The organism is Clostridium saccharobutylicum DSM 13864, assembly GCF_000473995.1.
In the GTDB taxonomy this organism is placed as follows: Bacteria; Bacillota; Clostridia; order Clostridiales; family Clostridiaceae; genus Clostridium; species Clostridium saccharobutylicum.
In genome coordinates this window covers 2,365,074-2,391,885 of sequence record NC_022571.1, presented here as the reverse complement: position 1 = coordinate 2,391,885, position 26,812 = coordinate 2,365,074, and the positions used below count along the sequence as shown (strand labels likewise).

20 protein-coding genes and 2 pseudogenes are annotated in these 26,812 nt (G+C 31.3%); 3 read left to right on the top strand and 19 right to left on the bottom strand.

Annotated elements, in window-relative coordinates; all coding sequences use genetic code 11:
- Nucleotides 1-83: 83 nt before the first annotated feature.
- The 5 genes from CLSA_RS10235 to nikB form a co-directional block, all read right to left on the bottom strand.
- Nucleotides 84-1,046 (bottom strand): ABC transporter ATP-binding protein, encoded by a 963-nt coding sequence (locus tag CLSA_RS10235; RefSeq protein WP_022746251.1) that lies wholly within the window; start codon nt 1,044-1,046, stop codon nt 84-86.
- Nucleotides 1,018-1,839 (bottom strand): ABC transporter ATP-binding protein, encoded by an 822-nt coding sequence (locus tag CLSA_RS10230; protein ID WP_022746250.1) that lies wholly within the window; start codon nt 1,837-1,839, stop codon nt 1,018-1,020. Before CLSA_RS10230 ends, CLSA_RS10235 begins: the two co-directional genes overlap by 29 nt.
- Nucleotides 1,836-3,380, bottom strand: coding sequence for an ABC transporter substrate-binding protein (locus CLSA_RS10225; protein WP_022746249.1), 1,545 nt, complete (start codon nt 3,378-3,380; stop codon nt 1,836-1,838). The genes CLSA_RS10230 and CLSA_RS10225 overlap by 4 nt, the downstream gene beginning before the upstream one ends.
- A gap of 84 nt (nt 3,381-3,464) precedes the next feature.
- Entirely contained in the window at nt 3,465-4,304 is an 840-nt protein-coding gene (nikC, locus tag CLSA_RS10220; protein WP_022746248.1) for a nickel transporter permease, read from the bottom strand.
- A gap of 1 nt (nt 4,305) precedes the next feature.
- A complete protein-coding gene (gene nikB / locus CLSA_RS10215) occupies nt 4,306-5,244 on the bottom strand; it encodes a nickel ABC transporter permease (protein WP_022746247.1) in 939 nt (312 codons plus the stop codon).
- Nucleotides 5,245-5,788: 544 nt separating this feature from the next.
- Between nikB and CLSA_RS10210 the strand changes: the two genes are divergently transcribed.
- Complete coding sequence (locus tag CLSA_RS10210; RefSeq protein ID WP_022746246.1) at nt 5,789-6,064, top strand: metal-sensing transcriptional repressor; 276 nt, start codon at nt 5,789-5,791, stop codon at nt 6,062-6,064.
- 8 nt (nt 6,065-6,072) lie between these two features.
- Nucleotides 6,073-7,938 carry a heavy metal translocating P-type ATPase gene (locus tag CLSA_RS10205; protein WP_022746245.1) on the top strand — a complete coding sequence of 622 codons (1,866 nt, stop codon included), beginning with the start codon at nt 6,073-6,075 and terminating at the stop codon, nt 7,936-7,938.
- An 83-nt stretch (nt 7,939-8,021) separates the two neighbouring features.
- On the opposite strand, the gene CLSA_RS22485 is transcribed toward CLSA_RS10205, so the two are convergent.
- The 13 genes and pseudogenes from CLSA_RS22485 to CLSA_RS10145 all read right to left on the bottom strand — a co-directional run bounded on the left by CLSA_RS22485 (nt 8,022) and on the right by CLSA_RS10145 (nt 22,648).
- Nucleotides 8,022-8,192, bottom strand: a complete 171-nt coding sequence (locus CLSA_RS22485; protein WP_022746244.1) for a DUF1540 domain-containing protein — start codon at nt 8,190-8,192, stop codon at nt 8,022-8,024.
- Between the two features lie 190 nt (nt 8,193-8,382).
- The gene (locus tag CLSA_RS10200) at nt 8,383-10,485 is read right to left on the bottom strand and encodes a cellulose biosynthesis cyclic di-GMP-binding regulatory protein BcsB (RefSeq protein WP_022746243.1); all 2,103 of its coding nucleotides are present in this window, start codon (nt 10,483-10,485) and stop codon (nt 8,383-8,385) included.
- Nucleotides 10,486-10,497: 12 nt separating this feature from the next.
- Nucleotides 10,498-11,751: a glycosyltransferase family 2 protein gene (locus tag CLSA_RS10195; protein WP_022746242.1), complete on the bottom strand. Its 1,254-nt coding sequence runs from the start codon at nt 11,749-11,751 to the stop codon at nt 10,498-10,500.
- A 5-nt stretch (nt 11,752-11,756) separates the two neighbouring features.
- On the bottom strand, nt 11,757-12,857 hold the full coding sequence (locus CLSA_RS10190; RefSeq protein WP_022746241.1) for a polysaccharide deacetylase family protein: 1,101 nt from the start codon (nt 12,855-12,857) through the stop codon (nt 11,757-11,759).
- The gene (locus CLSA_RS10185) at nt 12,841-13,695 is read right to left on the bottom strand and encodes a diguanylate cyclase domain-containing protein (RefSeq protein WP_022746240.1); all 855 of its coding nucleotides are present in this window, start codon (nt 13,693-13,695) and stop codon (nt 12,841-12,843) included. The genes CLSA_RS10190 and CLSA_RS10185 overlap by 17 nt, the downstream gene beginning before the upstream one ends.
- Before the next feature lie 108 nt (nt 13,696-13,803).
- A complete protein-coding gene (gene wsfD, locus CLSA_RS10180) occupies nt 13,804-15,264 on the bottom strand; it encodes a glycan biosynthesis hexose transferase WsfD (protein WP_022746239.1) in 1,461 nt (486 codons plus the stop codon).
- A 641-nt stretch (nt 15,265-15,905) separates the two neighbouring features.
- Entirely contained in the window at nt 15,906-18,494 is a 2,589-nt protein-coding gene (locus CLSA_RS10175; RefSeq protein WP_022746238.1) for an ABC transporter permease, read from the bottom strand.
- A complete protein-coding gene (locus CLSA_RS10170) occupies nt 18,491-19,180 on the bottom strand; it encodes an ABC transporter ATP-binding protein (RefSeq protein ID WP_022746237.1) in 690 nt (229 codons plus the stop codon). Before CLSA_RS10170 ends, CLSA_RS10175 begins: the two co-directional genes overlap by 4 nt.
- A gap of 82 nt (nt 19,181-19,262) precedes the next feature.
- Nucleotides 19,263-20,015: pseudogene (locus tag CLSA_RS10165) on the bottom strand (sensor histidine kinase); the annotation flags it as partial.
- Between the two features lie 142 nt (nt 20,016-20,157).
- The gene (locus CLSA_RS10160; protein WP_022744203.1) at nt 20,158-21,426 is read right to left on the bottom strand and encodes an IS4 family transposase; all 1,269 of its coding nucleotides are present in this window, start codon (nt 21,424-21,426) and stop codon (nt 20,158-20,160) included.
- A gap of 112 nt (nt 21,427-21,538) precedes the next feature.
- Nucleotides 21,539-21,784: pseudogene (locus tag CLSA_RS10155) on the bottom strand (sensor histidine kinase); the annotation flags it as partial.
- Nucleotides 21,771-22,457, bottom strand: a complete 687-nt coding sequence (locus CLSA_RS10150; RefSeq protein WP_022746235.1) for a response regulator transcription factor — start codon at nt 22,455-22,457, stop codon at nt 21,771-21,773. The pseudogene CLSA_RS10155 and the gene CLSA_RS10150, both read right to left, overlap by 14 nt.
- Nucleotides 22,454-22,648: a MerR family transcriptional regulator gene (locus tag CLSA_RS10145; RefSeq protein WP_022746234.1), complete on the bottom strand. Its 195-nt coding sequence runs from the start codon at nt 22,646-22,648 to the stop codon at nt 22,454-22,456. The genes CLSA_RS10150 and CLSA_RS10145 overlap by 4 nt, the downstream gene beginning before the upstream one ends.
- Nucleotides 22,649-22,735: 87 nt before the next feature.
- On the opposite strand from CLSA_RS10145, the gene CLSA_RS24570 reads away from it, so the two are divergent.
- On the top strand, nt 22,736-23,506 hold the full coding sequence (locus CLSA_RS24570; RefSeq protein ID WP_418235966.1) for a right-handed parallel beta-helix repeat-containing protein: 771 nt from the start codon (nt 22,736-22,738) through the stop codon (nt 23,504-23,506).
- Between the two features lie 600 nt (nt 23,507-24,106).
- On the opposite strand, the gene CLSA_RS10135 is transcribed toward CLSA_RS24570, so the two are convergent.
- Entirely contained in the window at nt 24,107-26,674 is a 2,568-nt protein-coding gene (locus CLSA_RS10135) for a UvrD-helicase domain-containing protein (RefSeq protein ID WP_022746231.1), read from the bottom strand.
- Between the last annotated feature and the right edge of the window lie 138 nt (nt 26,675-26,812).

Here is a 26,812-nt window from a genome sequence, read left to right as displayed (position 1 = left end):
TCTACTATATTAAAATTAAAAGCACTACTTACAACTTTTCTATATCATAAGTAGTGCTCTTATTAAAAGTCAAAATAACTTTTCTATTCTTTGAATAAATGACAAGCAATAAAATGATTTGCTTCTATTTCTTTCAGTTCAGGTTTTTCTTTTAAGCATTTATCAGTGCATTTTGTACACCTTGAACTAAAGGCGCATCCTGGCTGTATATCAGAAGGGCTTGGTGGCTCTCCCGATATGCTTTCTATTTCAGTTTTATTTTTCATCTTAACAGAGAATACTGAATTCAATAATGCTTTAGTATATGGATGAGCAGCATCTGTAACAAGCTTATCACTATCAATTACTTCAACTATTCGTCCAAGATACATTACTATGATTCTATGACTTATATTTCTAACTACCGCCAAATCATGGCCTATAAAAATATATGACATCCCCTTCTCTTTCTGCAAATTCATAAGCAGTTTAATTACCTGATCCTGTATAGAAACATCTAATGCTGATGTGGCTTCGTCACATACTATAATTTCAGGCTGCACAGATAATGCTCTTGCTATTGCAACTCTCTGCTTTTGCCCTCCACTCAATTGATGGGGATATCTTTTCATAAACTCCTCGGATATCCCAACCATTGTAAGTAGTTTTTTACCTTCTGTTTCAGCTTCACGTTTCTTCATAAGCTTGAAGTTTAGCAAAGGCTCGCTTACAATATCATCAATTTTCATACGAGGATTAAAGGACTCAGCAGCATCTTGAAATATCATTTGAAGGTTCCTTCGATTTTGTCTAAGCTCTTCACCCTTTAAATTCGTAATATCTTTAGTTTTATAAATTATATTCCCTGCGGTAACACTTTCCAATTGGGTCAGAATTTTTGCTATAGTACTTTTGCCGCAACCACTCTCACCAACAATTCCTAAACATTCACCTAAATATAATTCAAAACTTACATTATCAACTGCAGTCAATTTCTTACCACTTTGTAGATTAAACTTTTTTGTAAGATTTTCAATTTTAAGTATTGTTGCTTTTTCTTCCCTCAATGTTGTATCCTCCTAGTTCAGGTACTACTGATAACAGACTTCTAGTGTATTCGCTCTTTGGGTTATTTATAACCTGGTCCTTAATTTCCCACTCAACTAATTCACCTTGTTTCATTACTCCAATTTTATCACACATGTAAGATGCTACACCCATATTATGAGTAACAATTATTATACTCGTATTAAAATTATCTCTGAGTTCCATCATTTCTCTTACAACCTGCGCCTGGATAGTTACATCAAGAGAACTTGTAGGCTCATCAGCTAAGAGAAGTTCAGGTTCCATGGTCATTGCCATAGCTATAGCCACTCTTTGCTTCATACCGCCGCTCAATTCAAATGGATATGAATTCATTATACGATCTGCATCAGGCAGCCTCATTTTTCCAAGCATATCAATAGCTTTATCATGTGCATCAAGCTTTGAAATATCAAAGTGACTCCTTATAGTTTCAATAAATTGGTCTCCAATTTTTAAGATAGGAGTTAATGAACGCCCTGCATCTTGAAATATGATTGCTATCCTGTTTCCTCGTATTTCTCTCCATTCCTTCTTAGAATATTCAAGAAGATTTTTATCCTTATAAATAATGTTTCCAGAATAAATACTGCTTCCTGTAGGGAGTATGCCTAGTATTGAGCGTATAATTGTTGATTTTCCGCTTCCGCTTTCACCTACTATCCCAACTATCTCTTTATGGTTAATTGACATAGTTACATTTTTCACTACAGGATCTTGCTTCCCATATTTTACATACAAATTATTTATATCTAAGATTTTTTTATCTATCATTTTATATCTACTTTGTTATCCAACATATAGAAATCAATTGGATAAACTTCCATTCCACTAACTGTATTTTTGCTTACTCTATTACTCATTGGCGTAACAAGGAATAAACCTGCATTATCATCAATTAAAGTTTGTTGTACTTTTGTAGCAATTTCATATCTTTTTTCAGTATCATATTCGCTTTTATATTGATCGATTAAGGCATCCACATTTGCATTACTGTATTTTCCAAAGTTTGTGCTTCCACCAGTTCTAAAATATGACTCCAAAAATGACTGTGGATCTCCTGTAGTTGCTGTATTTACATTATATAAGCAAAGATCAAAATCTCCACTCTTCAAAATTGGATTTACAGTTTCATAAGATTTTAAATTAGCATCTATACCAATCTCTTTAAGCTGTGCTTGCATTGCTTCTCCGATCACAGGAATCTCTGCACGTGTTGGGAATACTGCGATATTTAATGATAATTTTTTACCATTCTTATCTAAAATTCCATCACCATCAGTATCTTTATATCCTGCATCACTTAATATTTTAGTTGCTTCTGCTTGATTATACTTATACCCAGTAAGGTTCTTATCTCCAAAATGCAATGATCCTGGAAAAGGTCCTGTAGCTGGCACAGCAGTACCTTTTAGCAACGTATTAGCATAAGATTCCCTATCCACACCTAAAGCAATAGCCTTACGAATTGCCGAATCTTTTAGAAACTCATTATTGAAATTAAAATATGACATTACTATTCTAAGACTTGTTGTTGTGCTTATTGTATATTTAGACTTATCTTCAAATAGTGATAAATTGTTAATTGAAACATTGTTTGCTACATCTATTTCTCCTGATTGTAATGCCATTGAACGTGTATTATCATCTTTAATATATTTGAAAGTCGCTTGATTTATAAGTGCTTTTCCACCCCAATAATCGTCATATCTTTTTACTACTACTTCAGAACCATCAGTATATGATTTAATTTTGAATGGACCTGTACCTACTGGAGCTTTAGCGACAGTATCTTCTCCCGAGCTCGTATCTATTATTGAATTAATAGGATCAGCAAGATTTCCTAAAAGTGTTGTATGAGGTGCTTTTGTAGTTATAGTAAGCTCTTGACCATCTGCTTTTATAGAATCAACATTTAGCATTTCCTGTGTTCTAGGGTTTGCTTTAAGTGCTCTTTCCATTGATGACTTTACAGCACTTGCTGTAAGAGGAGTACCATTTTGGAATTTAACCCCGTCCCTAATATGGAACTTCCAAGTTAAATCATCTACTTTTTCCCACGTATCTGAAAGCATAGGTTCTACCTCCATATTTTTATTAAACTTAACTAAAGTTTCACCTATACCATACATGGAAACATACCATCCATTCCATTCAAGAGCTGGGTCTAAGTTTGTTTGATATAGATTTAATCCTACCACAATGTTTTTAGATTCATTGTTAGCAGCATTGTTCTGAGAATTGGTATTTGTACAAGCAACAAGACTTGTAAACAACATAATTATTAAACTAAAAATTGCTAATTTCTTTTTCATTTGTTAAATCTCTCCTTAATATTGTTTAAGCATATTTACAAAATAATAAATCATTATTCTAGTCTATTTCACATCATAGACTTATTATTTTCTTTCATACTCCTTATTGGGATCTAATATATCCCTAATGTTTTCTCCAAGTAAATTGAATATAGTTACAGTTATAAACATTGCAATACCTGGATATATCATAAGCCAGGGTGCAGTTTGTATATAGGCTCTACCTTCATTAATCATATATCCCCATTCTGGAGTAGGCGGCTGAGCGCCAAGACCTAAAAACGAAAGAGATGAGATTTCGAGTAACATGGTTCCTATATCCATAGCAACTGTTACAATAAGGGATGGTATAATATTAGGCAATACATACCTCATAATTATCTGATACTCATTAGCTCCTCCCATTTTAGCAGCTTTAATGTAATCTTTTTTTCTTATAGACATGGCTAATCCACGACTCAAGCGTGCATACTTAGGCCAATTTACTACTGCTAAGACTATAACAGTATTTATTGAACTAGGTCCAAGAACTCCTGCAACTGCAATAGCAAAAATAATTCCAGGAAATGCGAGGAAAATGTCACAAAATCGCATTACTATTGTATCAATCATGCCACCAAAATACCCCGCTAATGTACCTAATGCTGTTCCAATTATAAATACTAGTATAACTAGACTAAATGTCATTTTTAAAGAATTCAATGCACCATGCAAAATTCTTGAAAACAAATCCCTACCTAATTGATCTGTGCCTAATGGAAACATAGAATTTGGTCCCTTTAGTGAATTTATCATGTCTGTCTTAAGTGGATCATGTGGGGCTATATATGGTGCAAGTATACCTATTGTTACTAAAACAAGTGCTAACATACAGATAAACGTAAATGATTTATTTTTTCTTAGAACTAAGATTGTGCCTTCCAAGTTAAGCCCCCTTTTCTAAACGCATGCGTGGATCTAAAATATAATATGAAATGTCTACTAACATATTAATCAACATATAAATAATAGTCATCCATACAACATAACCTTGTATTAGAGGATAATCTCTGGTAAATATAGCCTCTATAGCTAATTTTCCTACTCCTGGCCATGAGAAGATAGTTTCTATAATAACTGCCCCTCCAAGTAACACTCCAAAAGATAATCCCAATTGAGTAATAATTGGTACTAAAGTACTCCTTAGAACATGTTTTAATAATACTGCTCTATATTTAATTCCTCTAGCTCTTGCACCAATTACATAATCTTGAGATATTTCTTCAAGTATATATGTCCTTACCTGCCTTATATATCTAGATGATAATAAAATTGTCATTGAACTTGAAGGCAATATAATACTTGTCCAGTTCGTATTTCCCATTACTGGAAGCAGTTTAAGTTTGAGTGCAAATATGTACATTAGTATTATTGCAATCCAAGGTGCCGGGAGCGATATTCCAAGGAATGATATCACTCTTATTATGTTATCTGATAACTTATTCCTATGTATTGCTGACAATATTCCAAGCGGAAGTGCTATAATCATCGTCATTAATATTGTCATTCCTGCAAGCTTAAAAGTAGCAGGCAAAGCTCCTAATAATAAATCCAATACTGGCTTGCTATATTTATAAGAAACACCAAAGTCCCCTCCAAACACACTTGTAAGCCAATTTAAATATTGAATTAAAAATGGTTTATTTAATCCTAACTCTGCCCTAACGTGCTGTATAAGTTCGGGCGATGGAGTAATTCCAGTGGCACTAAGCATTAATTCTGCTGGATCACCCGGAGAAAGATATGTAAGCGCAAATGTTAAAAATGTTATTCCAAATAAAACAGGCATTAAATGGATTAATCTATGTATTATGTACTTTCTCAAATTGTTTTTATCACCCTCTCTATTTATTCTTTAAAGTCTCTTCCCAAGTGTGTTATAAAACGGCTTTTAATTCATTTTATAAATTTTAGGCATAACTTAAGATACTTAATAAATTTCAACCAGAACAAAATGATACTCCATCTCATTTATTATTGATATTTATTATCAATTGTTTACCAACATGATTATATACTATTCTTCATTAAATGACAATATAATTTATTTTTCTTACAGAGTTGTTTTGATTCATCTATATACATTCAATAAGTAGAAACATTTATATAATTTCCCCGACTGAAGATTATATACAATCAGAAAAATATATATGATTTTGATTTGCATACGTTTAAGTATAGATATTAACTTGGTTATATATATTTTATTGTTTTCTACCTTAGTATTTGTACTATCAGATTAAGTTTATGCATTGTAATCAATGATGAGTCGAATTTTATTTGGTATTCTTGACAAAAATAATTTCAGTATGTAATATATACCCATACCCCCTATGGGTATATATAAAAATAACAAGGAGGATGCTAATATGCGTCAATGTATGGATGTTCCAAAAATACAAACTAGAATAAAAAAGATTGAAGGTCAGCTTAGGGCTATTTCGGAAATGATAAATAAAGATGTTCCTTGTGAAGATATTTTAATACAAATTAATGCTGCCAAAAGTGCACTACATAAAGTTGGTCAGGTAGTTTTAGAAGGACATTTACAACACTGTGTGCGTGATGGTATAGAACATGGTGATGCTGACAAAACAATAGCTGACTTTGCTAAAGCAGTTGAACTTTTTTCAAGGATGGGATAGGTGGTAAGATGAATAAAATAAAAGAATTTTTTGAAGATGAGGATAAGCGTACAGTACTATTTTTAGTACTATCTCTCTTCTCATTACTTATTAGTTTTTTACATATTGAGATTTTTAAAATTGATATAGCTTGGGTGGCTATAGTTCTATGTGGATTACCTATTGTAAAAGGTGCCATCGAAGGGCTTATAACTAAATTTGATATTAAGGCAGACGTTTTAGTTGCCATTGCACTTGTTGCATCTGTTTTGATTGGAGAAACTTTTGCAGCTGGTGAAGTTGCATTTATTATGACATTAGGTGCATTACTAGAGGAACGTACTGTTGCAAAAGCCCGTGCTGGTATTGAAAAATTGATAAATCTTACTCCAAGAACAGCTAGAGTTGTTCGTAATGGAATAGAAGATATAATAGCAGCTGAAAAAGTTAAAATTTCTGATATACTTCGTGTACTTCCTGGTGAGACTATTGCCGTTGATGGTTTTATTATTTCTGGCCAAACATCTATTAATCAATCTGTAATGACAGGTGAATCTCTACCAGTTGATAAGGGTGTAGGCAATGAAGTATTTAGTGGAACTGTTAACCAATTTGGTGCATTTGATATGAAAGCCACAAAAATTGATGAAGATAGTTCTCTTAAGAGAATGATTAAACTTGTTGAATCTGCTGATGCAAGCAAAGCTAAGATTGTTGGTATGGCAGACAACTGGGCTACTTGGATAGTTGTTGTTGCTCTTGTATCTGCAGCTGGCACTTGGTTTGTTACGGGTGAAATTATTCGTGCAGTTACAATACTTGTTGTATTTTGTCCTTGTTCATTGGTACTTGCAACCCCTACTGCTATTATGGCAGGTATTGGTAATGCCACAAAACATGGTATCCTGGTTCGTGAAGGTGATGCCCTAGAAAGATTAGCAAAAGTAAATAGAATTGCCTTCGATAAAACTGGTACTTTAACATATGGAAAGCCTGATGTAGTTGCAATTGAAAGTTTTAATAAAGATATAAGTTCTGAAAAACTACTAGAGATAACAGCTTCTGCAGAACTTCGTTCTGAACATCCATTAGGTAAGTCTGTTGTTTCACATTTTAAAGCTAAATCAAACTATACTCTTGAAGATCCTCAAAAATTTGAACTTATAGCAGGCCGTGGTGTTAAATCTGTAGTTAAAGGTGATACAATTCTTGCAGGAAATTCTGAACTATTAACTGAAAATTGTATAGAAATATCTAAAGAAATATTGGGCAAGGCTTCAACTTTTATAAAAGAAGGCTCTACTGTTATTTATGTAGCTATTAACTCTTTAGCATCTGGATTTATAGTTTTATCTGATACATTACGTAATGATTCTAAATCAATGATTAATAAGCTTCATTCAATTAATGTAGAAAGCATCTTATTAACAGGAGATAATCCTCAAGCTGCTTCCCATATTGCAAAAAGTGTTGGTATTACTAATGTTCACTATGAATGTTTACCAGAAGATAAAATGTCTGCAATTGAAGAGTATCAAAACAAAAATGAAATGGTCTGTATGATCGGAGATGGAATTAATGACGCCCCAGCTCTAAAGAAAGCATATGTAGGTATTGCAATGGGTGGTATCGGAAGTGATATTGCTGTTGATGCAGCAGATATTGCTCTTGTTAGTGATGATATAAAATCCATTCCACATTTGCTTAGTCTTTCGCAAAAAGCCATGAATACAATTAAATGGAACTTATCTCTTTCTATGATATTAAACTTTGTAGCTATAATACTTGCAATGACTGGAATTTTAACTCCAATAGTTGGTGCCTTGGTTCATAATTTAGGCTCTGTTGCAGTTATTATAAATTCAGCATTACTATTAAATTTTAAAAGTGAATAAATCTTAGTTGTATTGAGTATATTGAAACAAGGTGGAAAAAATTCTCTTCACCTTGTTTTTTTAATAATTAGCGGATATTTATGCTAAGCTTCAGGCATAAATGTAGCACAATCTGTTTCTTGAGTATCACTTGCATTTCTAGGTTGTACTTCTATTTGTTGTGCAGCACAGTGATCCCCTGACATATAGTAATGACAAGTGTTAACAACGCACTTAATTCCTTGATTTGGTGAGCTCATTTTTTCTGGTTTCATAATTGTTTCCTCCTTAAATTAAAATGTTATTCAACGATATTATTATTACTCATAATAATTTTTCTATACTTCAATTTTAAAAATTTCAATTTGCTTTTTTAAATAATAATGTAACTCTTTAAGAAATGACATCTATCCTTCTGTTGTTTCTTTTTTTATCATATTTTTTTCTTAGTTGAACTAAAATCTCTTATAACTTCCTATTTTTCTTATTCTTCAAAAAATATAATACTACGGCAATTACTATGAATATTCCAAATAAAACTATAATCATAATCATTGCTTTAGCATTTCCATTTAAAGCTTGAACTTTCTCATAAACAGGTTTTACAGTTTCTTTTTTCATTTTATATGTTTTAATATCACCATTTTTATCTATTATTGCACAATCTCCATTAAGCTTTGAAAACATATTTGAAGAGCTTAAATAAACCAATGAATCTTTTAATATTTCGCTATTTGGTGATGTTAATACAAGCATGGCTTTTTGATTATTGAATTTTGATATATCAAATTGGAAATTAGCAATGTTTGAACTGAAAGGCTCTGTTAATTCCAACTTTTCATTTGATAAAAACTTAGTATAATCCTTATCATATTTAAACCATAATTGATCATTTATATTTGAAATTAAATTGTTTGTGTTTGGTGATCCATAAATAATTAGATTTTTGTTCTTATCACTATCAGTTACATTTGAACTTCTAACAATTTTAAAGTCTCCATTGTTATATGAAACATCTTTTCCCAAATATCCAATTACTTTTCCTAATGAATTTATTTCGTCTGAACTTAATTTATCTGGCACAATCATTGCAACATCATTATACATTTCATCCTTTACAAAAGGTGCGCTGTAACTTGAAAAATAATATCCCTCTACATTATTATTTCCAACATACAAATATGAATCTCCTGTTACTAATGCCCATGGTATTTCTTCCTGTCTCTCCTCACAATAACTATTTGCTTGCTCTAAATCAAAGGCAATTTTTATATCTAAATAATTTGTATTACTAACATCACTAGGTAAGTTTAATTCCACTTCATCGTTAGAACCTTTTTCCTTCTCCAACTTTTTACTGCCTATTGGTGTATTATTCATATAAACTGTAACCAAAGATTTATCAAAATCTATATTTTCAGAATATCTCATAAAAAGCTTAATCTTATCACTTTGAGAAAAAACTCTGTTTTTAGGAATTCTGTAACTTATAGTTGATTCTCTTCTAAATGGTCCTTTTAATTGTATTTCATTAATACCCATTTCCTTAAATGTTATTTTTCCATTTACATTGTCAGGTTCAGTTTGCTCTTTTAAATCACTTTTTACATTAAATGTATCACTATCTAATTGAAATACTAAATCTTTATTCTGTAGTGCTTTAACTCCTTTAATTAAGTTATCATTATCATTACATAAAATCATCATGTTTTTATTATTATCTGAATAAGATGAATTTAGCACTTTTATCACACAATCAGCATTTTGGCTACTTTCTTCATTATATTCATTTGGAAAACTATTATCTCTACCAATAAAAATATTATTTGTATGTTCTTCCTTTGGCAAATCACTATATTTTAATATAGCAATCTTATTTTTATAATTATTATTTAGCTTTTCTAAATATGAGTTTAAAATAAATGCAGCACTGAGTTCTGAATCGTTATAGTCCTGTGGAATCACAATTAACAGGTTATCTATGTTCTCATTATTATCTAATTTTTTTAAAAATGGATATGGAAAATCTGATATTTTATTATTAGAAACAATATTATTGAAAGTAGCTTTTATATTAGTACTCTTTTTTATTACAAACCAATTAGCAAGATTAACATCATCTACACAAGGAAGGTTTGAAGGTCTTAGATATGTTTCTATTTTTAATTCATTGGAACCATCCTTTAAAGCATCATTAGGGATGGAAGTTTTTATTAGCTGCTGCTCTAAATCCTCTTTATAAGCAATTTTTTGAGAATAAAATGATGTTCCATTAACAGATAATTTTATATATGCTTTTTCATCATTTTCAATCAATTGATTTATACAAAAATCAATTTCTGCTTCTAACTTAGTATTTTTCCACCACTTATCAACATCAAAATAAATACTATGACTTGAAAATGCTCCATTAAAAGATACATCATTATTTAATCCATATGTCTTTGTGCTCTCATTTTGTTCTACAATATCTCCTTTAGGTGCAGCATAAACCTCTATTCCAATATTTAAAAAGAATATTATTGCTAAAATCAAAATATCAATAGTATTTATAATATTTTTTTTCATCTTGCTGCCCTCCTAAGAAAACCTCTCTGTCTTATACCATTTTACTTCTCGTTTAAAAACAATATCTCGTATATAATTATAAAATCCAGCAACTGATACAATAGACCACATCTTACAATAAGTAAAATAACTTAATAATATAATCAATACGTTTTTGAAGTTTAATTCTCCTTTTTCAGTTGAAATCGCTACCATTACTGATAAAACAAAAACTAATAACGCCATAATCCACAAAATAACCTCATATCCACCTATATGTAATTGAATTAAATCTACTGTACAAAGTAAAAATATACAATCTGATATTACACTTGCAGATAAAAAGAAAAAATAAACTAAAGTGTAATATAAAATATCAAATCTAGTGGTACTAGCTTTTGAATCAAACAAATATTTTAAGTTTTTTATTACTACGTATATATTCCCCTTTGCCCATCTATTTCTTTGTTTAAACCATACCTTGACAGTTTGTGGTTCTTGTTCATAAGTAACAGCAAGAGGCATAAATTTTATTTTATATCCCATTCTATAAATTCGAAAGCTCACTTCTGTATCTTCTGTTATAGCTTTTGTATCCCAGCCTCCCATTTTATTCATTATCTCTCTTCTTACAACAAAATTAGTACCTGGAATAGTACAAAGTTTAAATAAATTCCATCGTCCTGCTTGTGCCATCCATTGATATGTAAGTGTTTCTATGTTTATAAAGTTAGTTAATAAATTTATATCTTTATTTCTGCATCTAAACTTTCCTATTACTGCTCCTAATTTTTTATCCTTTATCAAAGTCTGTACTAAATATTTTAATGATTTTCTATCAGGGGTATTATCTGCATCATAAACTGCTAAGATTTCACCTTTGCTTTTTTCAAGCCCAATATTTAAGGCATTAGATTTTCCTTTTCCTCCTATTATATTATCTGTATTTATCACTATTAAATTTCTTTTTTCATAGTTTCTTTGCATTCCCTCCAGCAATTGTGCTGAATTATCACTTGAATTATCATTAATTATTATCACTTCATATTTTTCTTTTGGATAATCTAATTCTAATAACGACATTACCGTTTTTCTTATAACTATAGCTTCATTATGTGCTGGAACTAATATTGATACAAAAGGATAGTCTTTTAATTCTTCATCAATTTGTTCTTTACTAATTTTTTCATAATATATATATCCTGATATTATTAATACTACATTCATAAAAATTGTTATCCATATTATTATTAATGAATATATAACTAAATAATCTGCAATTCCCATATATCTTATTTAAAAAACCTTTTTCTTTCTATATTTTTACTCAAAATTAACATTATTAAAAATATTATTAACGATACTAGACTTAATATTTCTAGAACTTTATTAGACTCTTTTAAATCTGTTGCTTCTTGATTTTCTTCTCTATTGTTATTATTTGTATCAAAAGCACTTTTGTATTCATCTTCGCTAATAAATCTTTGTGGTGTTACATTTTTATTATTAAAAAAAATTCCACTTACACTACTCTTAACTTCATTATTAAACTTTATATAAGAACTTAAGTCACTATTAGACGTAAAACTAATTTCCTTATTAATAATTTTCTCTACATTTTTCTTGAACTCTTCAAAATCGCAATTACTTTCTATACATATTGCTCTTTTACCATATAAATTATTTTTATTATTCTTAATATAATTATCTAAATCAATTTTTTGAATAACATTGTCATAAGACCTAATAGTAGAATCATATATATCATAATTAGAGTTTAAGAATAATGTATTTGTACATTCTAAAATATTTTTTAATTCTTTTTTATAAATTAAAGACTCATCAACACTCATTCCTACTGGATATACCCAATAGTTAGTGTAATTATCAAAAGCTAATTTAACGCTATTATAAATCAGGTCAGAATTTATTGAATCTCCATTTGCTTTTTTGCTGTTCATTATAGGAAAACTCATTATTACCCTGCCTCCATTAGATTGTGCATATCTCAAACATTCTGCAAATCTTCCCATTGCTTTTAAATTTGTATTCACAAAGACCGGAGATGCTTCTATAAAGAATTTAATTCCATTTTGTTTTAAATAATCTATCTCATCTATTAAATTGCTTAAATCATTAAAGGGAGTTACATTATTAAGATAAAAATAAGTTGTGCCTTTTAATTGTAAGTTGTTCTTATCTGTCTTGTTTAATATATCAAAATCATTCAACTCATTTTTTTCTTGTTCATACTCTTTACTTTCCTCACATAAAATAAGTATTTTATTATTATTTGCTTTATATTCATTCTTTTTTGTAAAGAAGTTAATAGTTATAATACAAATTAAAATCATTACTATTTTAACTATAATAATTTTATTCTTGTATATCATATTCCAATTCCTTCTCCGCTAATTTAATAAATTCTAAAGGGTCATTTACTGAATTATCAAATGTATAACTTCCTATTTGAACATCTAATTTCACATTTTTGTAATAGGATTCTTTAGTAAAATCAAATTTACTTATATTTTCCTTAAACCTGTCTTTTATAACCCTAGCTCCATCTTCACCAGTAATCGTCAATATAGCAAATGTTCTGTAATCTAGTATATATTTTATATCCTCTTCTCTTAATGTTTTTTCTAAAACCTCACTTGATTGAATTAGCAACGCCTTATATTGCTTTTTTCCTATAATATTTCTAAGCTTTTCAGCAAATTTAATTTTTACAATAAACAATGTTAACGGAATCTTATGTCTCGTGCTTATTTTCATATATATTGGCAATTCAAACAAAAGAGCTCTTTCATTTCTGATATTTGTCTCTTCATCAATCATAACTAATTTGGAGTTTTCATTTGTTAAGTTTTCATTTTCTTTTTGTAACATAACAATATTATGTGATACTAATGATACTAAAATTGCTGTAATAGGAAGTAGTATTATCCAATAATATGATTGGATATCTATATTTAAATTATTAATAAAGTTTAAATACAGTTTGTAACTCATATATACAAAGTCGGTTACCAGAGTAACTATAAGTGCTAATGTAATATTGCTGTAATAGCTTACTAATGCTATTATCATAACAAGTTCAAGCATTATATAATTTTCAAAGGAATTGTCTATTCCTAACACTTTACTGCTTAAACACAAAGCAAAAAAATATGCAATAAGCAGCGTTATTAGTATGTCAACTTTTTTCCTTATATCATTTGACTCCACTTCTCATTCCTCCTATTAAGCAAGCATGTTTATAGATATCCAAATTATAATCTAGATATGTGGTGAATCGCCGAAATCAGAAATATTAACCACAAATAAATGCAACTCTTAAATTGGATATCTATAAGATGTAAGTTTATTTTTCTTCTGTTCATGTTTTGCCAGCTCTATACTTACAAAATATATTAAAATCAAATCAAAACTAATATTGTACATAAATACATGCTTTGCTAAATCTGCATCTCCTGCACCTATAACTGATATTATAATTTGAGATAATCCAACTAAGAATATGTAAAAATACGCTTCTTCCTTGAAAATAATTTTATAATCTTTGGTTTTATATGCCTTTATATATCTGCGGATAAATATATATACATACATTGTTATTGTAATAATTGAAAATATAAGATTTCCTGTGAACACCTTTTGTTTCACAGTACTATATAAAGCAAAAAAATAAGATTTTGCACCAAATTGCTTATTAGCACTTTTTTCATAGTTCCCTATAGCATTAGGTCTTATAGAATATGCATTATCAAAAGATATTTTCATCATTTTAAAAAAAGCCCTTGGATGGGTAATATAATAAGATAATATTTTTCCTGTAGTAAATTTTTTATAATAATTTTCTATAAGTTTATTATCATATAAATCAACTAATGTTACATCATCATAGAAAGTTGTTTCCTTTAACAAGGAATACTGTTCATCTATGTTGAAATATTTCATGACTTCATCAGGATTATCCTCATACAATAAAATTCCTCTATTCATAGAATGATACCTATTTATATATTCAAAATCCCCACTTATTGCATTATAAAATAATATTGAACTTATAATAAATCCAATTGACAAACTTAAAGTTAGGACTTTAAATAAATTTCCCTTTATTTTAAATCCTAATCTTAAAACTACTGCCGCAAGTAAAATTCCAACTGGTGCAAGCTGTTGCTTTGATCCTAAAAATATAAACGATGTAATTCCAAACATTAAAATATTAAGTTTATTAAATTTATTAAACTCTATCATATATAATAAAATTCCTATGCTTAATAAAAAGAAGCTTATATTTAGCGCTTCCCCATAGAAAGAATTGTAATATGCTAAATATCCTGTGTCACAAAATATTAAAATTGTTACTAATGTTATTATCATCTTATATTTATCTTTAGTGAGTTCAGTTGTTAATACTTTTACAATCAAATAAATTCCAAGAGCTTCTGCAATTAAAAACATCCAAGACATAAGCCTTATATCAAAAATATAATTTTTATTAAATATTTCATTTATATAAACAGCTAATTTAATAAATATACCTTGAGTTGAAGTGAAGTTCTTTTCGTTGTCATTGTTATACTTATAAATTCCATAGTCTTTATTAAAATATCCAAAATATAAATTCTGATCCTTTGGATTTAATTCATACACTCCATTAGTACTTATTACTCTATAAAAATCACCATTATCAGCCATTCCAATAACCGGCTTACAAAACAAAGTGACTGTTCCTATTATAATAACTAACCAAAATGCTACTATAGGATAATTTATATTTCGTAGCATTCGATTTTTTCCCTTTAAAATATACTGCATCATTTCCTATTCATTCCTCTTTTCATGATATTTAATTTATGAATATATCGGAAATAAACATATTATTTTCTTTGATGTGCCTTATTAATAATTTCACATATAGGATTCCGCAATAAGAATAGATCTTATGTGAATCCCAGTCGAAATTAGATACATATTTGTTCCATATGACTATGAAAATTTCTCTGTTTATGATATATTAAATTCTCAATGATGAACCCTATATTTAAAAATACTTTAGATTTAATTTGTACTTTTCATGTTAAATATATTCAAACTTTCGTGCCTATTTCTTTGATAATTTTATTTGTATAGATATGCAGCTTGGAATTTAGAGTTATGTGGTAACTTACTAAAAGTAATGTTTTTTCCTCGTATGCAGCTCCTGCCTTAGCTAAGATTTCAAATAATTCTTCTACTTCATCGAGTGCTTCTAAAAATGTGTCTTTTGTGTAATATGGATAATAATCTTTTAAATTGATTGTTTTGATGATTTCACCATTCTTTCGATTTTTGAGTTGGTTAAATCAAAAATATACAGCAAGGCTCTATAAACGCAAAAAAGCCCAGCTGCATAGAACAACCGGGCATAAATTAATATCATTTTTGAATTAAGTCATGTCATCTCGAAGCGCATCAATGATATTTTCTTTTTTTATCTTGCGAGTGGCATACAACATTGTAATGAACACTATAAAGAGAACGCTGAACACGCTGATTACCATACTGACCCACGGAAATACAAAATCGATATTGTCAGCCCCACCAACGAACATTCCTTTGTAAATCAGCCAAGAAGAGATTGCCGCTATGGGAAGCCCGAAGAGCAACGCCCTCATGCCATAAAAGGCACACTCGAAATTCATCATCTTTTGAAAATCGCGTTCAGACATCCCCACAGAGCGTAGCATGGCAAGCTCTCGCCTACGTAACTTGATATTTGTTGAAATTGTGTTGAACACATTGGCAATTGAAATCAGCGAAATCATAATGACAAAAGTATAATCGAACACATTGGCAATGAATATCATATTACGGTTCTGATCAAGTGTTTCAGAGAAATTGATTAGATTGTACTTGGCTGTAATTCCAGCACTCTCAATCATTGTTTTCATTTCAGCCGCCGAATGTGTGGGATTCTTTGACCGAAATGTCAAGCCCTTATTAGCCACATGGGTATCTTGGGTTTCAAACTTTTCTTTGAGCGAATATGGGCCTATCACCCTAAAAATAAACGGATTCTTCGATTTAGGGTTTCCTATGACCGGAAGTGTATCAGGTGGCACGGTATTGACAAACTTAATGCTTACGTTTCGCCCCTGTTCAGTCTTAGGTTTGCCATTTGCTTCGGGAGTGATGGTAAAATTCATGGAATAACTCTTGAACATATCAGTAAATTCGTCAACCTCATGAACTCGATTGTCTTTCATGCCACTTGTCACTTTGGCAACCGCAATCATTTTTGCATTTTGCCCAGTATACTCCTCTGAGGACAACCCCAAGTTTTTGATGATATTCAGATAGGTACTATCATCAAGAAACTGGATTTCCATTGGCAGATTAACCGTTTCATCTGGCGAATGTGAACCCGCATCTTCCCAGTAATAGTCTGAAAGATCGCTTGCTTTAGCAGTGCATGAATACTTAATAATTGCTTGATACGAGCTTTCGTAAACACCGTCGGCGGTTTTTAGCTTGTCGTAAAGCGGCAACATTTCTCTATCGTCCATATCCTTTCCTACAAAACCGATGTCATAGGTAGTAAACACTACTGCCCGCTCTGACGCCTGTTTCATATCTGTTATAAAAGCACTGGCCGATATAAATAGTACCACACTTAAAACAAGTGATAGCACAATGCTGAGATAGCGTTTCTTGTTTCTTTTAAAATTCTTTAGTGCAAGGGTTCCCTCCAAACCGTAAATACTATATGCCAGTTTTGACGTTTTCACAGCTTTGGATTCAACTTTGACATCATTGCTCTGGCGAATACTCTCCATAACAGGAGTGTTTGCGGCCTTCCTGGCTGGGATATAGGCCGAAATCAGAATCGTAACCATGCTGATCGCTGCTGCACCGACAATTGCGGGAATTGACACCGTCAAGGTTAAAGGGACGTTGCTGTAGAGAATGTTCCCAAAATTCTTGGCGACAACTGAAATTACAAGTCCAATGCTGCCTATGCCGACAATAACTCCAATTGGTATACCGATTGCGCCAATGCAAATCCCCTCAAATACCACCGAATTTCGCAGCTGCTTTGTGGTGGCTCCTATAGACGATAGAATTCCAAATTGGTGTGTGCGTTCATTCAGTGATATGTTGAACGAATTATAAATCAGAAAAATCGAGCCTATCATTATGATGGCGATAACAATGCCACCAATCGCGTACAAAATCATATTTATCACGTTATTGTCGGAAAGACCCATGAAGCGCAATACATCATCGTTAAAGATATAAGCTTTAATTCCAGCTGTTCTGCTTGCGTAAGCGTGAACACTACGAGGGTTTGTAAGCTTGACAAATATGTTAAAGCTGTCCGCTTTGTCTTGAGCATCTGATTTCGTTATCAAGGTATACCCCGGTGCAGAAGATTCCTCAAAATTGGCTTTTTGGTAGATACCGACAACCGTGTATGTCCTCTCTGCCTTTGGTACAAGAGTTTCTTTCCCAGAAATGTAAGAATCGTGTTGACCGAGACTCTCATTGCCATTCATGCGAGTTCCAACAGCAAGTGAAAGCTTGTCATCTACCTCGAATTTAACCCCTCCGTGTACTTCGACACTCATGGGAACAAGGATCTCGTTATTGTTTTCAGGCAACCTGCCGGAAATCAGGTTGACAGGCAAGGTATCAAAGGCTTGCTTGCTAAATCCGGCTATAAAAAGATACGGTTTGTTTGGGGTCTTCCCGTTATTAAGTGTTGCATAACCGATATTTTCAAATGTTGCAGTATTAGCGACTCCCTTGTCATGGGTTCTCTCCTGTACGAAAGAAGAAGGGACGTCCAAAAACTCAACGTGCCAATCGCCGTATTTTTGGGCCGCGCCCTTTGCCATATAGTTCAATAGTGAAACGCCAAAGGTAACAACTGCCGTGATCATGGCAGCGGAGAGGATAACTCCGATAACCGTTACAATTGTTCGAGTACGACTCTTTTTCATGCCTTGCAGAGTAACTTTGTTTAAAATATTCATGACCGTGCCACCTGCCTTTCATCCCTCACTACTTTTCCGTCTGCGATGCAAATAATGCGATCTGCCTGCAGGGCAATGTTTTCATCATGCGTAACTATGATAAGGGTCTGATGATATTTGTTATGGCTTTCTTTAAGTAGCTTAATAATCTCATGACCATTGTGACTGTCTAAACTACCTGTAGGTTCGTCGGCTAGCATGACCGCTGGTGCGTTCATTAATGCACGACCGATTGCAACACGTTGCTGCTGACCGCCCGAAAGCTGATTCGGCAAATGTGTTTTTCGTTCTTTTAAGCCAAGAAGCTCCAACAGATCATTTAGTCGTTCATTATTAACCTTTCGCTTGTCCATAAGTATAGGTAAAGTAATATTTTCCACCACATTCAATGTTGGAATCAGATTGTGAAACTGATAAATAAGTCCAACCTGCCGTCTGCGGAAAATTGCTAATTTTTCATTATTTTGGGCATAAACATCCTGCCCGTCCAAATACACCTTTCCCCTTGTCGGTATGTCCACGCCACCGATGATATGAAGCAATGTGGATTTGCCGGATCCGGACGATCCAATGATTGCGGTAAACTCTCCCTTTTCAATTGTAAGCGAAACATGGTCAAGTGCGGTAACCTGATTTTCGCCTTTACCGTAGACCTTGCATAAATTTTCAATTTTTAAAAACTCCATTATATGAGTCTCCTTTCTCATGTTTTACCTATATAATAGAACCTTAAACTTACATCTCTGTGACTTTTAGGTGACAGATTAGTCACTTTGGGAAACGAATGGAAAATATCGCACCACCGTACGTATGATTTTTAGCAGTAATCGTTCCTCCCTGCCGTGTTATAATCATCTTGCAAAGAGCAAGTCCTATCCCATATCCTGTCGCACCTGAATTTTTTCCACGATAGAACCTATCAAACAGACAAGGTAAATCTTCTTTTCCAAAGCCCGCGCCACTATCATGGATATCAATCTCAGTAAACAATGTGTTGTCTTTGCAAGTGATCTCAATCTTTCCATTGTCTCCTACGCTTTCTAGGCAATTTTTTAGGATGTTTTGAATTGCTTCCGAAAGCCAACCACAATCGCCCTGAATAATCATGCCTTTTGGCACATCTATTTGAGAATCAATATTATGGAGTTCCATTTGAATTAGGAAAGGACGAAGCGCGGCACATATCAAGTTGTTGACATCTATCTGCTCGCTTTTGAACACCACAATGCCTGCATCCAGGCGAGATAATTTCAACAGAGAAATAAGCAGCCAATCCATCTGTACAAACAATTCCTTTGTTTCCCGTATCAATGCTTTTCGTTCATTTTCGTCAGAATTATTCTCTAACAATGACAGAATAAGGTTCACAGATGTGAGAGGAGTACGGAGTTGGTGAGCTATGTCAGCCATCGAATCAGCAAGATGTTCTTTTTCTTTTTTCAGTGCATCGTTTTGCTCCCGAATACGCAGCGTCATCTTCGTTATCTCGCTTTGCAAAATAGAAAGTTCGCCCTCGTCCGATCAATGTCGTCAACTTAGTAAAATAGTAATGAAAAAATTACTACAAATTTCGAATAGCGTATGCTATATTTCTTAAAAAATGGTATAATTAATAAACCTACTGGCAAAAGTAGAATTTTGGAAATATTTAGTTTTTACAAACTTATATGCAAGATTTCCTTTGAGAATGATGCTTTTTCCTTGGGTGCTTGTTTTTTCGCTCACAATTACGGTTTGGACGTATTTGTGAGCGTATTTTTTTAGCTTTTTCTAATATATGTTCTAATATTCTTTTTCCTGAAATAGGCTTTACCATCATAACTATTATCTTCTTCAAAACGTCACATAATATAAAATTTCTATTTGCTTGATATTCTGATTTTAAATTTTTATCTTTATTTTTATTTGCTATTGCAGCGTCGGCATCTTTCTTTATAAGTGCTGCAACCATAGATATATAAATAGATGCATAAAAATCTTGTTCAATTGCAATTGGCTTAGTTCCAGAAAATTCTTCTATTTCAATACTACTTTTAAGTTCTTTATATTTGCATTCAACTCCCCATCTAAGAAAATACAATTCTTTAAATTGATTAGGAGTAATAATTTCATCAAATATATTAGTTACTAATATTTCTGTGGTGTCAGCAGAAAGTTTTATTTTTATAACTCTTACTTTTTTCAATTCTCCTTTTGATTTATATTCAAAAATACAATCTTCAGAAGAAATAGATTGTATTATCTTAAATGAAGATGATATTCTCATTAAGAAAAATAAATTTCTATCGTTTAAATAATCAAACATATCATAAGAAGGATAGCCCCTATCAAAAATTACAATGCTATTATTGAGTAATTTTTCATTATTAAGTGTATTTATATGTTGTTTGGCCATTTCTCTTTCGCTAGTTCTAAATTTAGTTACAGACGCATCAATTATTATATCATTTAATACATCATATAAGGCTGACGCCGACGCAATAGCAGTTTGTACTTTATTTTGATTTTTACTTAATCCAAAATATTCACCACATTCAATTGTATCAGGAACTTGCAAAGAGGTTCCATCGACAGCAAGAACATTAAATCCATTCCACTTTTTTAAATTGTTTGTTGAGCTATAAAAAGAATCAACAAATAATCTGCATAATTCTTTAAATGCTTCAGGGGAAATATTTTGTCTTGCTTTAGAAAATGCTTGTTTTGATATACAAGGAAAATCTAAATATGTATGCTCTTCAATGAAATTACTTATTTCTGTAGCCATAGATTTTCGTAATGCGGAGCAAATAAAATGTACTGCATTAGAAAAAGATAATTTTCTTTTTCTTGAAAATGAATTACCTAAGCTATACGCTTCTTTAAACTCATTGGAAATAATTAATTTATTTGTTTTCTTTAAAATTTGGGATAATAATTTAATATTTTTCATAAAATCAAACCTCGCTATAAATTTAATATCTATAACGAGGCTTCATTTTTTCTAATTATTGTCAAGTGTTTTTTTTATTAATTTTATATATTTCTTTAAGTTGACGACATTGCTCGTCCGATTCACCAATATACAGATGATCAGCGTTATGAAGCACAAGATCGATTTGATCTGAAATCTGCGCAATGCTTTTATATCGGGCTTTAGTAAATGTAAAAAACGCTGTTCCAAAGGCGCTGGCAGAAACAATAGCAAGAATTCCAGCCAACCTATTGATTGCAAATCCCAGCGCTATAGTTACGGCAGCTATTAATGAGAATAAAATCGCAAACTGCCGAAACTCTCTATTCCGAAGCATACCCGTCCCCCAATCTATATCCTGTCCCACGAACAGTCATAATAATTTGCGGACTTGCGGGATTATTCTCTATCTTTTCCCGCAGGCGTTTTATGTACACGGTCAATGTATTGTCATTGACAAACTCTCCCGCAGCGTCCCACAATTCGTCAAGCAATTTACTCCTTGTGATGATACTTTTGGGGTTGCTAATAAACACTAACAGCAAGCGGTATTCTAGGGGTGAAAGGAAAACCTCGTTGCCGTCCTTTTTCACGACGCCGCTTGCCATATCGACATGAAGCCCGCAGATTTCAAAAGCAGATGGAGCACATCCGCTTTTTCTCAGGGCGGTTCTGATTCTTGCAATCAGTTCACGCGGACGAAAAGGCTTGGTTATATAGTCGTCCGCGCCCATGTTAAGCCCGGTAACAACACTCGCCTCATCGCCAGAAGCTGTCAAAAAAATAACGGGAACATCTTGCATTTCCTTGATTTCCGTGCAAACCGTGAAGCCATTTCCGTCAGGTAAAGAAATATCAATCAACGCCAAATCAAATTTATTTCCAGCAAATGTAGCAATGGCTTCACTCCGTGTAGAGACATGAGTGACTGTAAATCCCTCCGAGCGAAGCAAAAGCGCAAGGTTTCTTGCGATTGCCTTATCGTCCTCAACCAAAAATATCCGTTTCATTTATTTTCACCATCCTTTACTTTATTGCTCCTATATCGTCCATCAGCCGGTTTTTCAGCGTTAACCGGGACAAGCCATGTATTTCCCATTTTTTTAGCTCCCTTAATCCGTCCAGCAGAGCAATGGTACACTACCATTCTGTCTGTGATTCCCCAATTTTTCGCTACTTCTTTTGTCGTTATATAATCCATACTCAACCCCTCCAATTCTCTTATTATATTTCTTTTGTCAGAAATATACAACTAATTATTATGACTTAAAGCTTTTAAACACCTAGAATTGAAGGAGATGCAACTTTTAATCAGGTTACTTGTTCTGATAATCAAGCAATAGGCTTTTATTTTGTAGGTCATGGAACTGGATCATGCATTAGATGTGATTCCTACAACAACATTGGAGTTGGTCAATCAATAGGAAATACAGATTGTTTTGGAGCTCATGGAGATGGAGTTACATTTAAAGAATGTCGTACATGGAACTGTAGCGATGATGGTTTTGACTGCATTAATTCAAAAGGTGCTAATACTTTTGATACATGTTGGGCATTTAATATGAATGCAGGTGGTGATTCTAATGGATTTAAGATTGGTGGATTTGGAAAAAAAGTAATAAACTATGACCCTCCAGTTCATACAATCAAGAATTGTCTTGGTGTAAACAATGGTGCACATGGATTTTATTCTAATCATCAGCCTGGACAATCTGCTACTTGGACTCATAATACATCATACAATAATAAAAAAGGAAACTTTACTATGGTTGAGTGTGCAAGTATAAGTAATCCTACTGATATCCCAGGTACAAGAGAAATTCTGCATTATAATCTTTCTTATAAAAATAATGTATTAGATGAAGCTAATCTTCCATCAGAAAACAATACTGATAATTCTTGGAATGAAGATACAGAAAATATTTCAGCAGATAATTTTCAAAGTCTTGACGCTAGTCAGCTTACTAAAGATAGAGGACCAGATGGTGCTTTACCCGATATAACCTTTATGAAATTGACTAACAAGAGTAGATTTAATATGTTAGGATGCTTTAATTAATCACATAAAAGAAAATCAGAACTAAATGTACTCGCCAAAATTTATTTAATTATTTATATATACTAAATACATATAAATAATTAAATAAAGTACTAAATTACTATTAAAGATTTCACTTTCTATTTCTAGCATATTAGTCCCATCACTTTTGATAATACAGCTCTTAGTTTTAAACTATAGATATCTGAATCAAGACTTACACTTATGTAATAACTAACCGAAATAGAGGTCATGTATTTGTTTCGATTAACTATCACATAATTATGATTTATAGCTAGTCTATACAGGGGTTCCTCATTCAGAATTTAATATATTACAAACAGAGGAATTGGATACATGTTTGTGTAATAGGCCTTTGAAAATAAGCTGTTTAGGTTCTTAATGTGAGGTTGTTCCATTTACTGCTTGTCACAAAAGTGAGAATCGAAATTTTATATTTCGTTATTCGAACTTTCTCTGTGAGCTTTTATATTGGGAGCATGCAGAAATGGGGCAAACTCACATTTAGAACCTTTCAGTGAAATTTTCATAGTCCTATGGAACAAATATGTATCTAATTTCTGCTGCCATTCACATAGACTCTATTCTTATCGCGGAACCCTATAAAAACTGTTTATCTATACTATCTATAGCATTCTTTATATTTTTTACTGTTTTTCTAGAGTCACTTTTTAATTTAGATAACAAAACCTTAATCTCATTTTCTTTATCACCAATTCTTCTATATAATTTTAAGCTTTCTTCATATTTTTCTGCTTTATAATAATAGTCAGCTGCCTCATTATATATTTCCATTTCTTCATAGCATTCTGCTGTTAAAGTAAATTCTTTAGCATTTATGAAATGCTTTATAGCTTCAGTAATTTTTCCGCTTTCTCTAAGCTGTTTACCTCTACATCTTTCTACTCCTAAGTTTCCAAGTTTACTTTTTGAAAGCATGTAATTTTTAATAGCACTATCATATAGCATATTATTTTCATCTTCTATTGCTATATTAAAAAATTCTTTTCTATCTGATTCTTTTTCTAAATGCAACTCAAGCAAATCGAACTCATTTACAACATCAATTGAATAATCAGCAGCTCCATAAAGGTTAACATCTTTTTCTTCATAGAAACAAATATTATCTCTGGCTCTTGTTATTGCTACATAGAACATATTAAAGTAATATCTATATCTAGAAGCTGTGGTCTTATCTTTACTATGAGATAAATCATTTATCATATAATCCCATTTGTCACTATACTTCGATATTATATTGTAACAAATAATGTATTTTCTTTCTAAACCCTTGATTTCATTTAAAGTAAAGATTATCCCCTTTAATTCATCTTCAGAATAATCACTCTTAAAATAATTGATTAATTCTCTTTTATCATCTTCATCTGATACTATAATAGCCACATATGCTCTTTTAAGTGCTGCTTTTATAAGTTCAGTTTTATTTAAATAATTTCCTTTAAGCAAGACAAGATTTTCACCGCATTGCCTTAATCCATTTATTAATTCATCATTTTCATCAAAAATATCATTTCTAAGACTGATAATGCTATTAGTAAAGCCAACAATATTTTTAGAATTTCTATAATTCATTGTTATCTTTTTGTTTGTAAAATTCACATTTTTATTGAAGGATCTAAATAAACTTTCTATTCTATTTAATCTAAACAATGTTGGATTTATAGTTTGATTAAAATCTCCATTCATGTAGAAATTTTTGATGTCTTTACTTAAATTATATAAAGTATAAATTTGAACTTCTGTTAAATCTTGAATTTCATCAATTAAGACATAATCAAACTTATAAATATCCTCTTTAGAAATTTTCTCAAGAGTTTTTCTTGCAAGATCATTATCATCTATATATTTATTAGATGATAAATAGGATTGATACTTTATAGCTATTTCATAAATTATATTTCTTTGCTCATGATTATATATGCTAAAATCTGAGCTTAATTCTAAGTATTCGTCCTTTGTAATCATACTTGAAACTGATATTTTTTCCATAATTATATTTTCTAATCTGAATATATCTTTTTTAATTAAAGGTTTATCATAAGACTTATTTACTGCTCGTAAAATCTTAATATAATTAGTTTTAAATATATAAATATCCTTTTTCTTTTCTTCTATCAATCCTTCATCAAGTAAAAAATCTACGGTTTCTTCATTAAGATACTTTTTTAATTCAAATTCTCCACCGCTCCAATTTTTCCCTGATACACCTTTTATAACGCCTCTAATTTCCTTCCAAATATCACTTAAGTCCATATTTAATTTTGAATACTTACTACTTAGAAATAACCCATTATAATACCATGTCCTAAATTTAGGGAATGTAATTATATCCTTTTGTTTAATAGTATTATCATATCCATATTTCAAAAAGAAATTATTAATTGAATAAAACTTAACATTATTTATATATTCCTCTGGAGTTTCTAAATGCGCACATAATTTACTGAAATGCTCTCTCATTTCATTATTTAACTTATCTGAATATGTTAAATATATTATATTATTATAAACTGTACATAAGCTATGTAATCTGTATAATCCTATAGTACTTTTCCCGGTTCCAGCACCCCCGCTTAGAAATAATGGATCCAGCCTATTATCTAAACATGAATATTGCTCATCATTTAAATAGTACATAACATTATCATCTTCATTAGATAAGTTTGTAATCTCATCAATTTTTACTATTCTTGAAATATACTGACTTAAATCTATATCATAATTTTGAAACTTATAATCTATTTCATCATCAAAATCATCATCCTGCCATTCATCTTTACCATAGTTTTCATCAATATTGATATTTTCTAATGATACCCTTCTGCCCTTAACTATCTGCTCATCATGATTTACATATTCAAGCAAAACAAACTTTCCATCTATTTCTCTCATATGCTCTCCACATTCATTCCTATATGTAAACAGCACTCTATCCCCATTATTAATTCTAAACTTAAATACTTTTCCTTTTTTCTTTCTCCCCTTAACTTGTCTAATATAATATCCATTGGCAACCTTAGAATGATCATAATTATCTTCTTCTAAGTTCTTAAACAAGCTATTTGTTATTTCTAAAACCTTTTGCAGCTTATCTCTTGGAATTGTGCTTATAAAATTCTGCTTAACCAAGATATTATTATCTATCATAATTAAATTCCCCTTTTGTATTTCATATAAAAAAAAGATACTAGCTTGATTACTAGTATCTGCTCAGACTTATGCTTAATCACCACATGTTTATTTCATCTTCATACCACGGTTGAATTAGTGTGCTGTGTGCTGCAT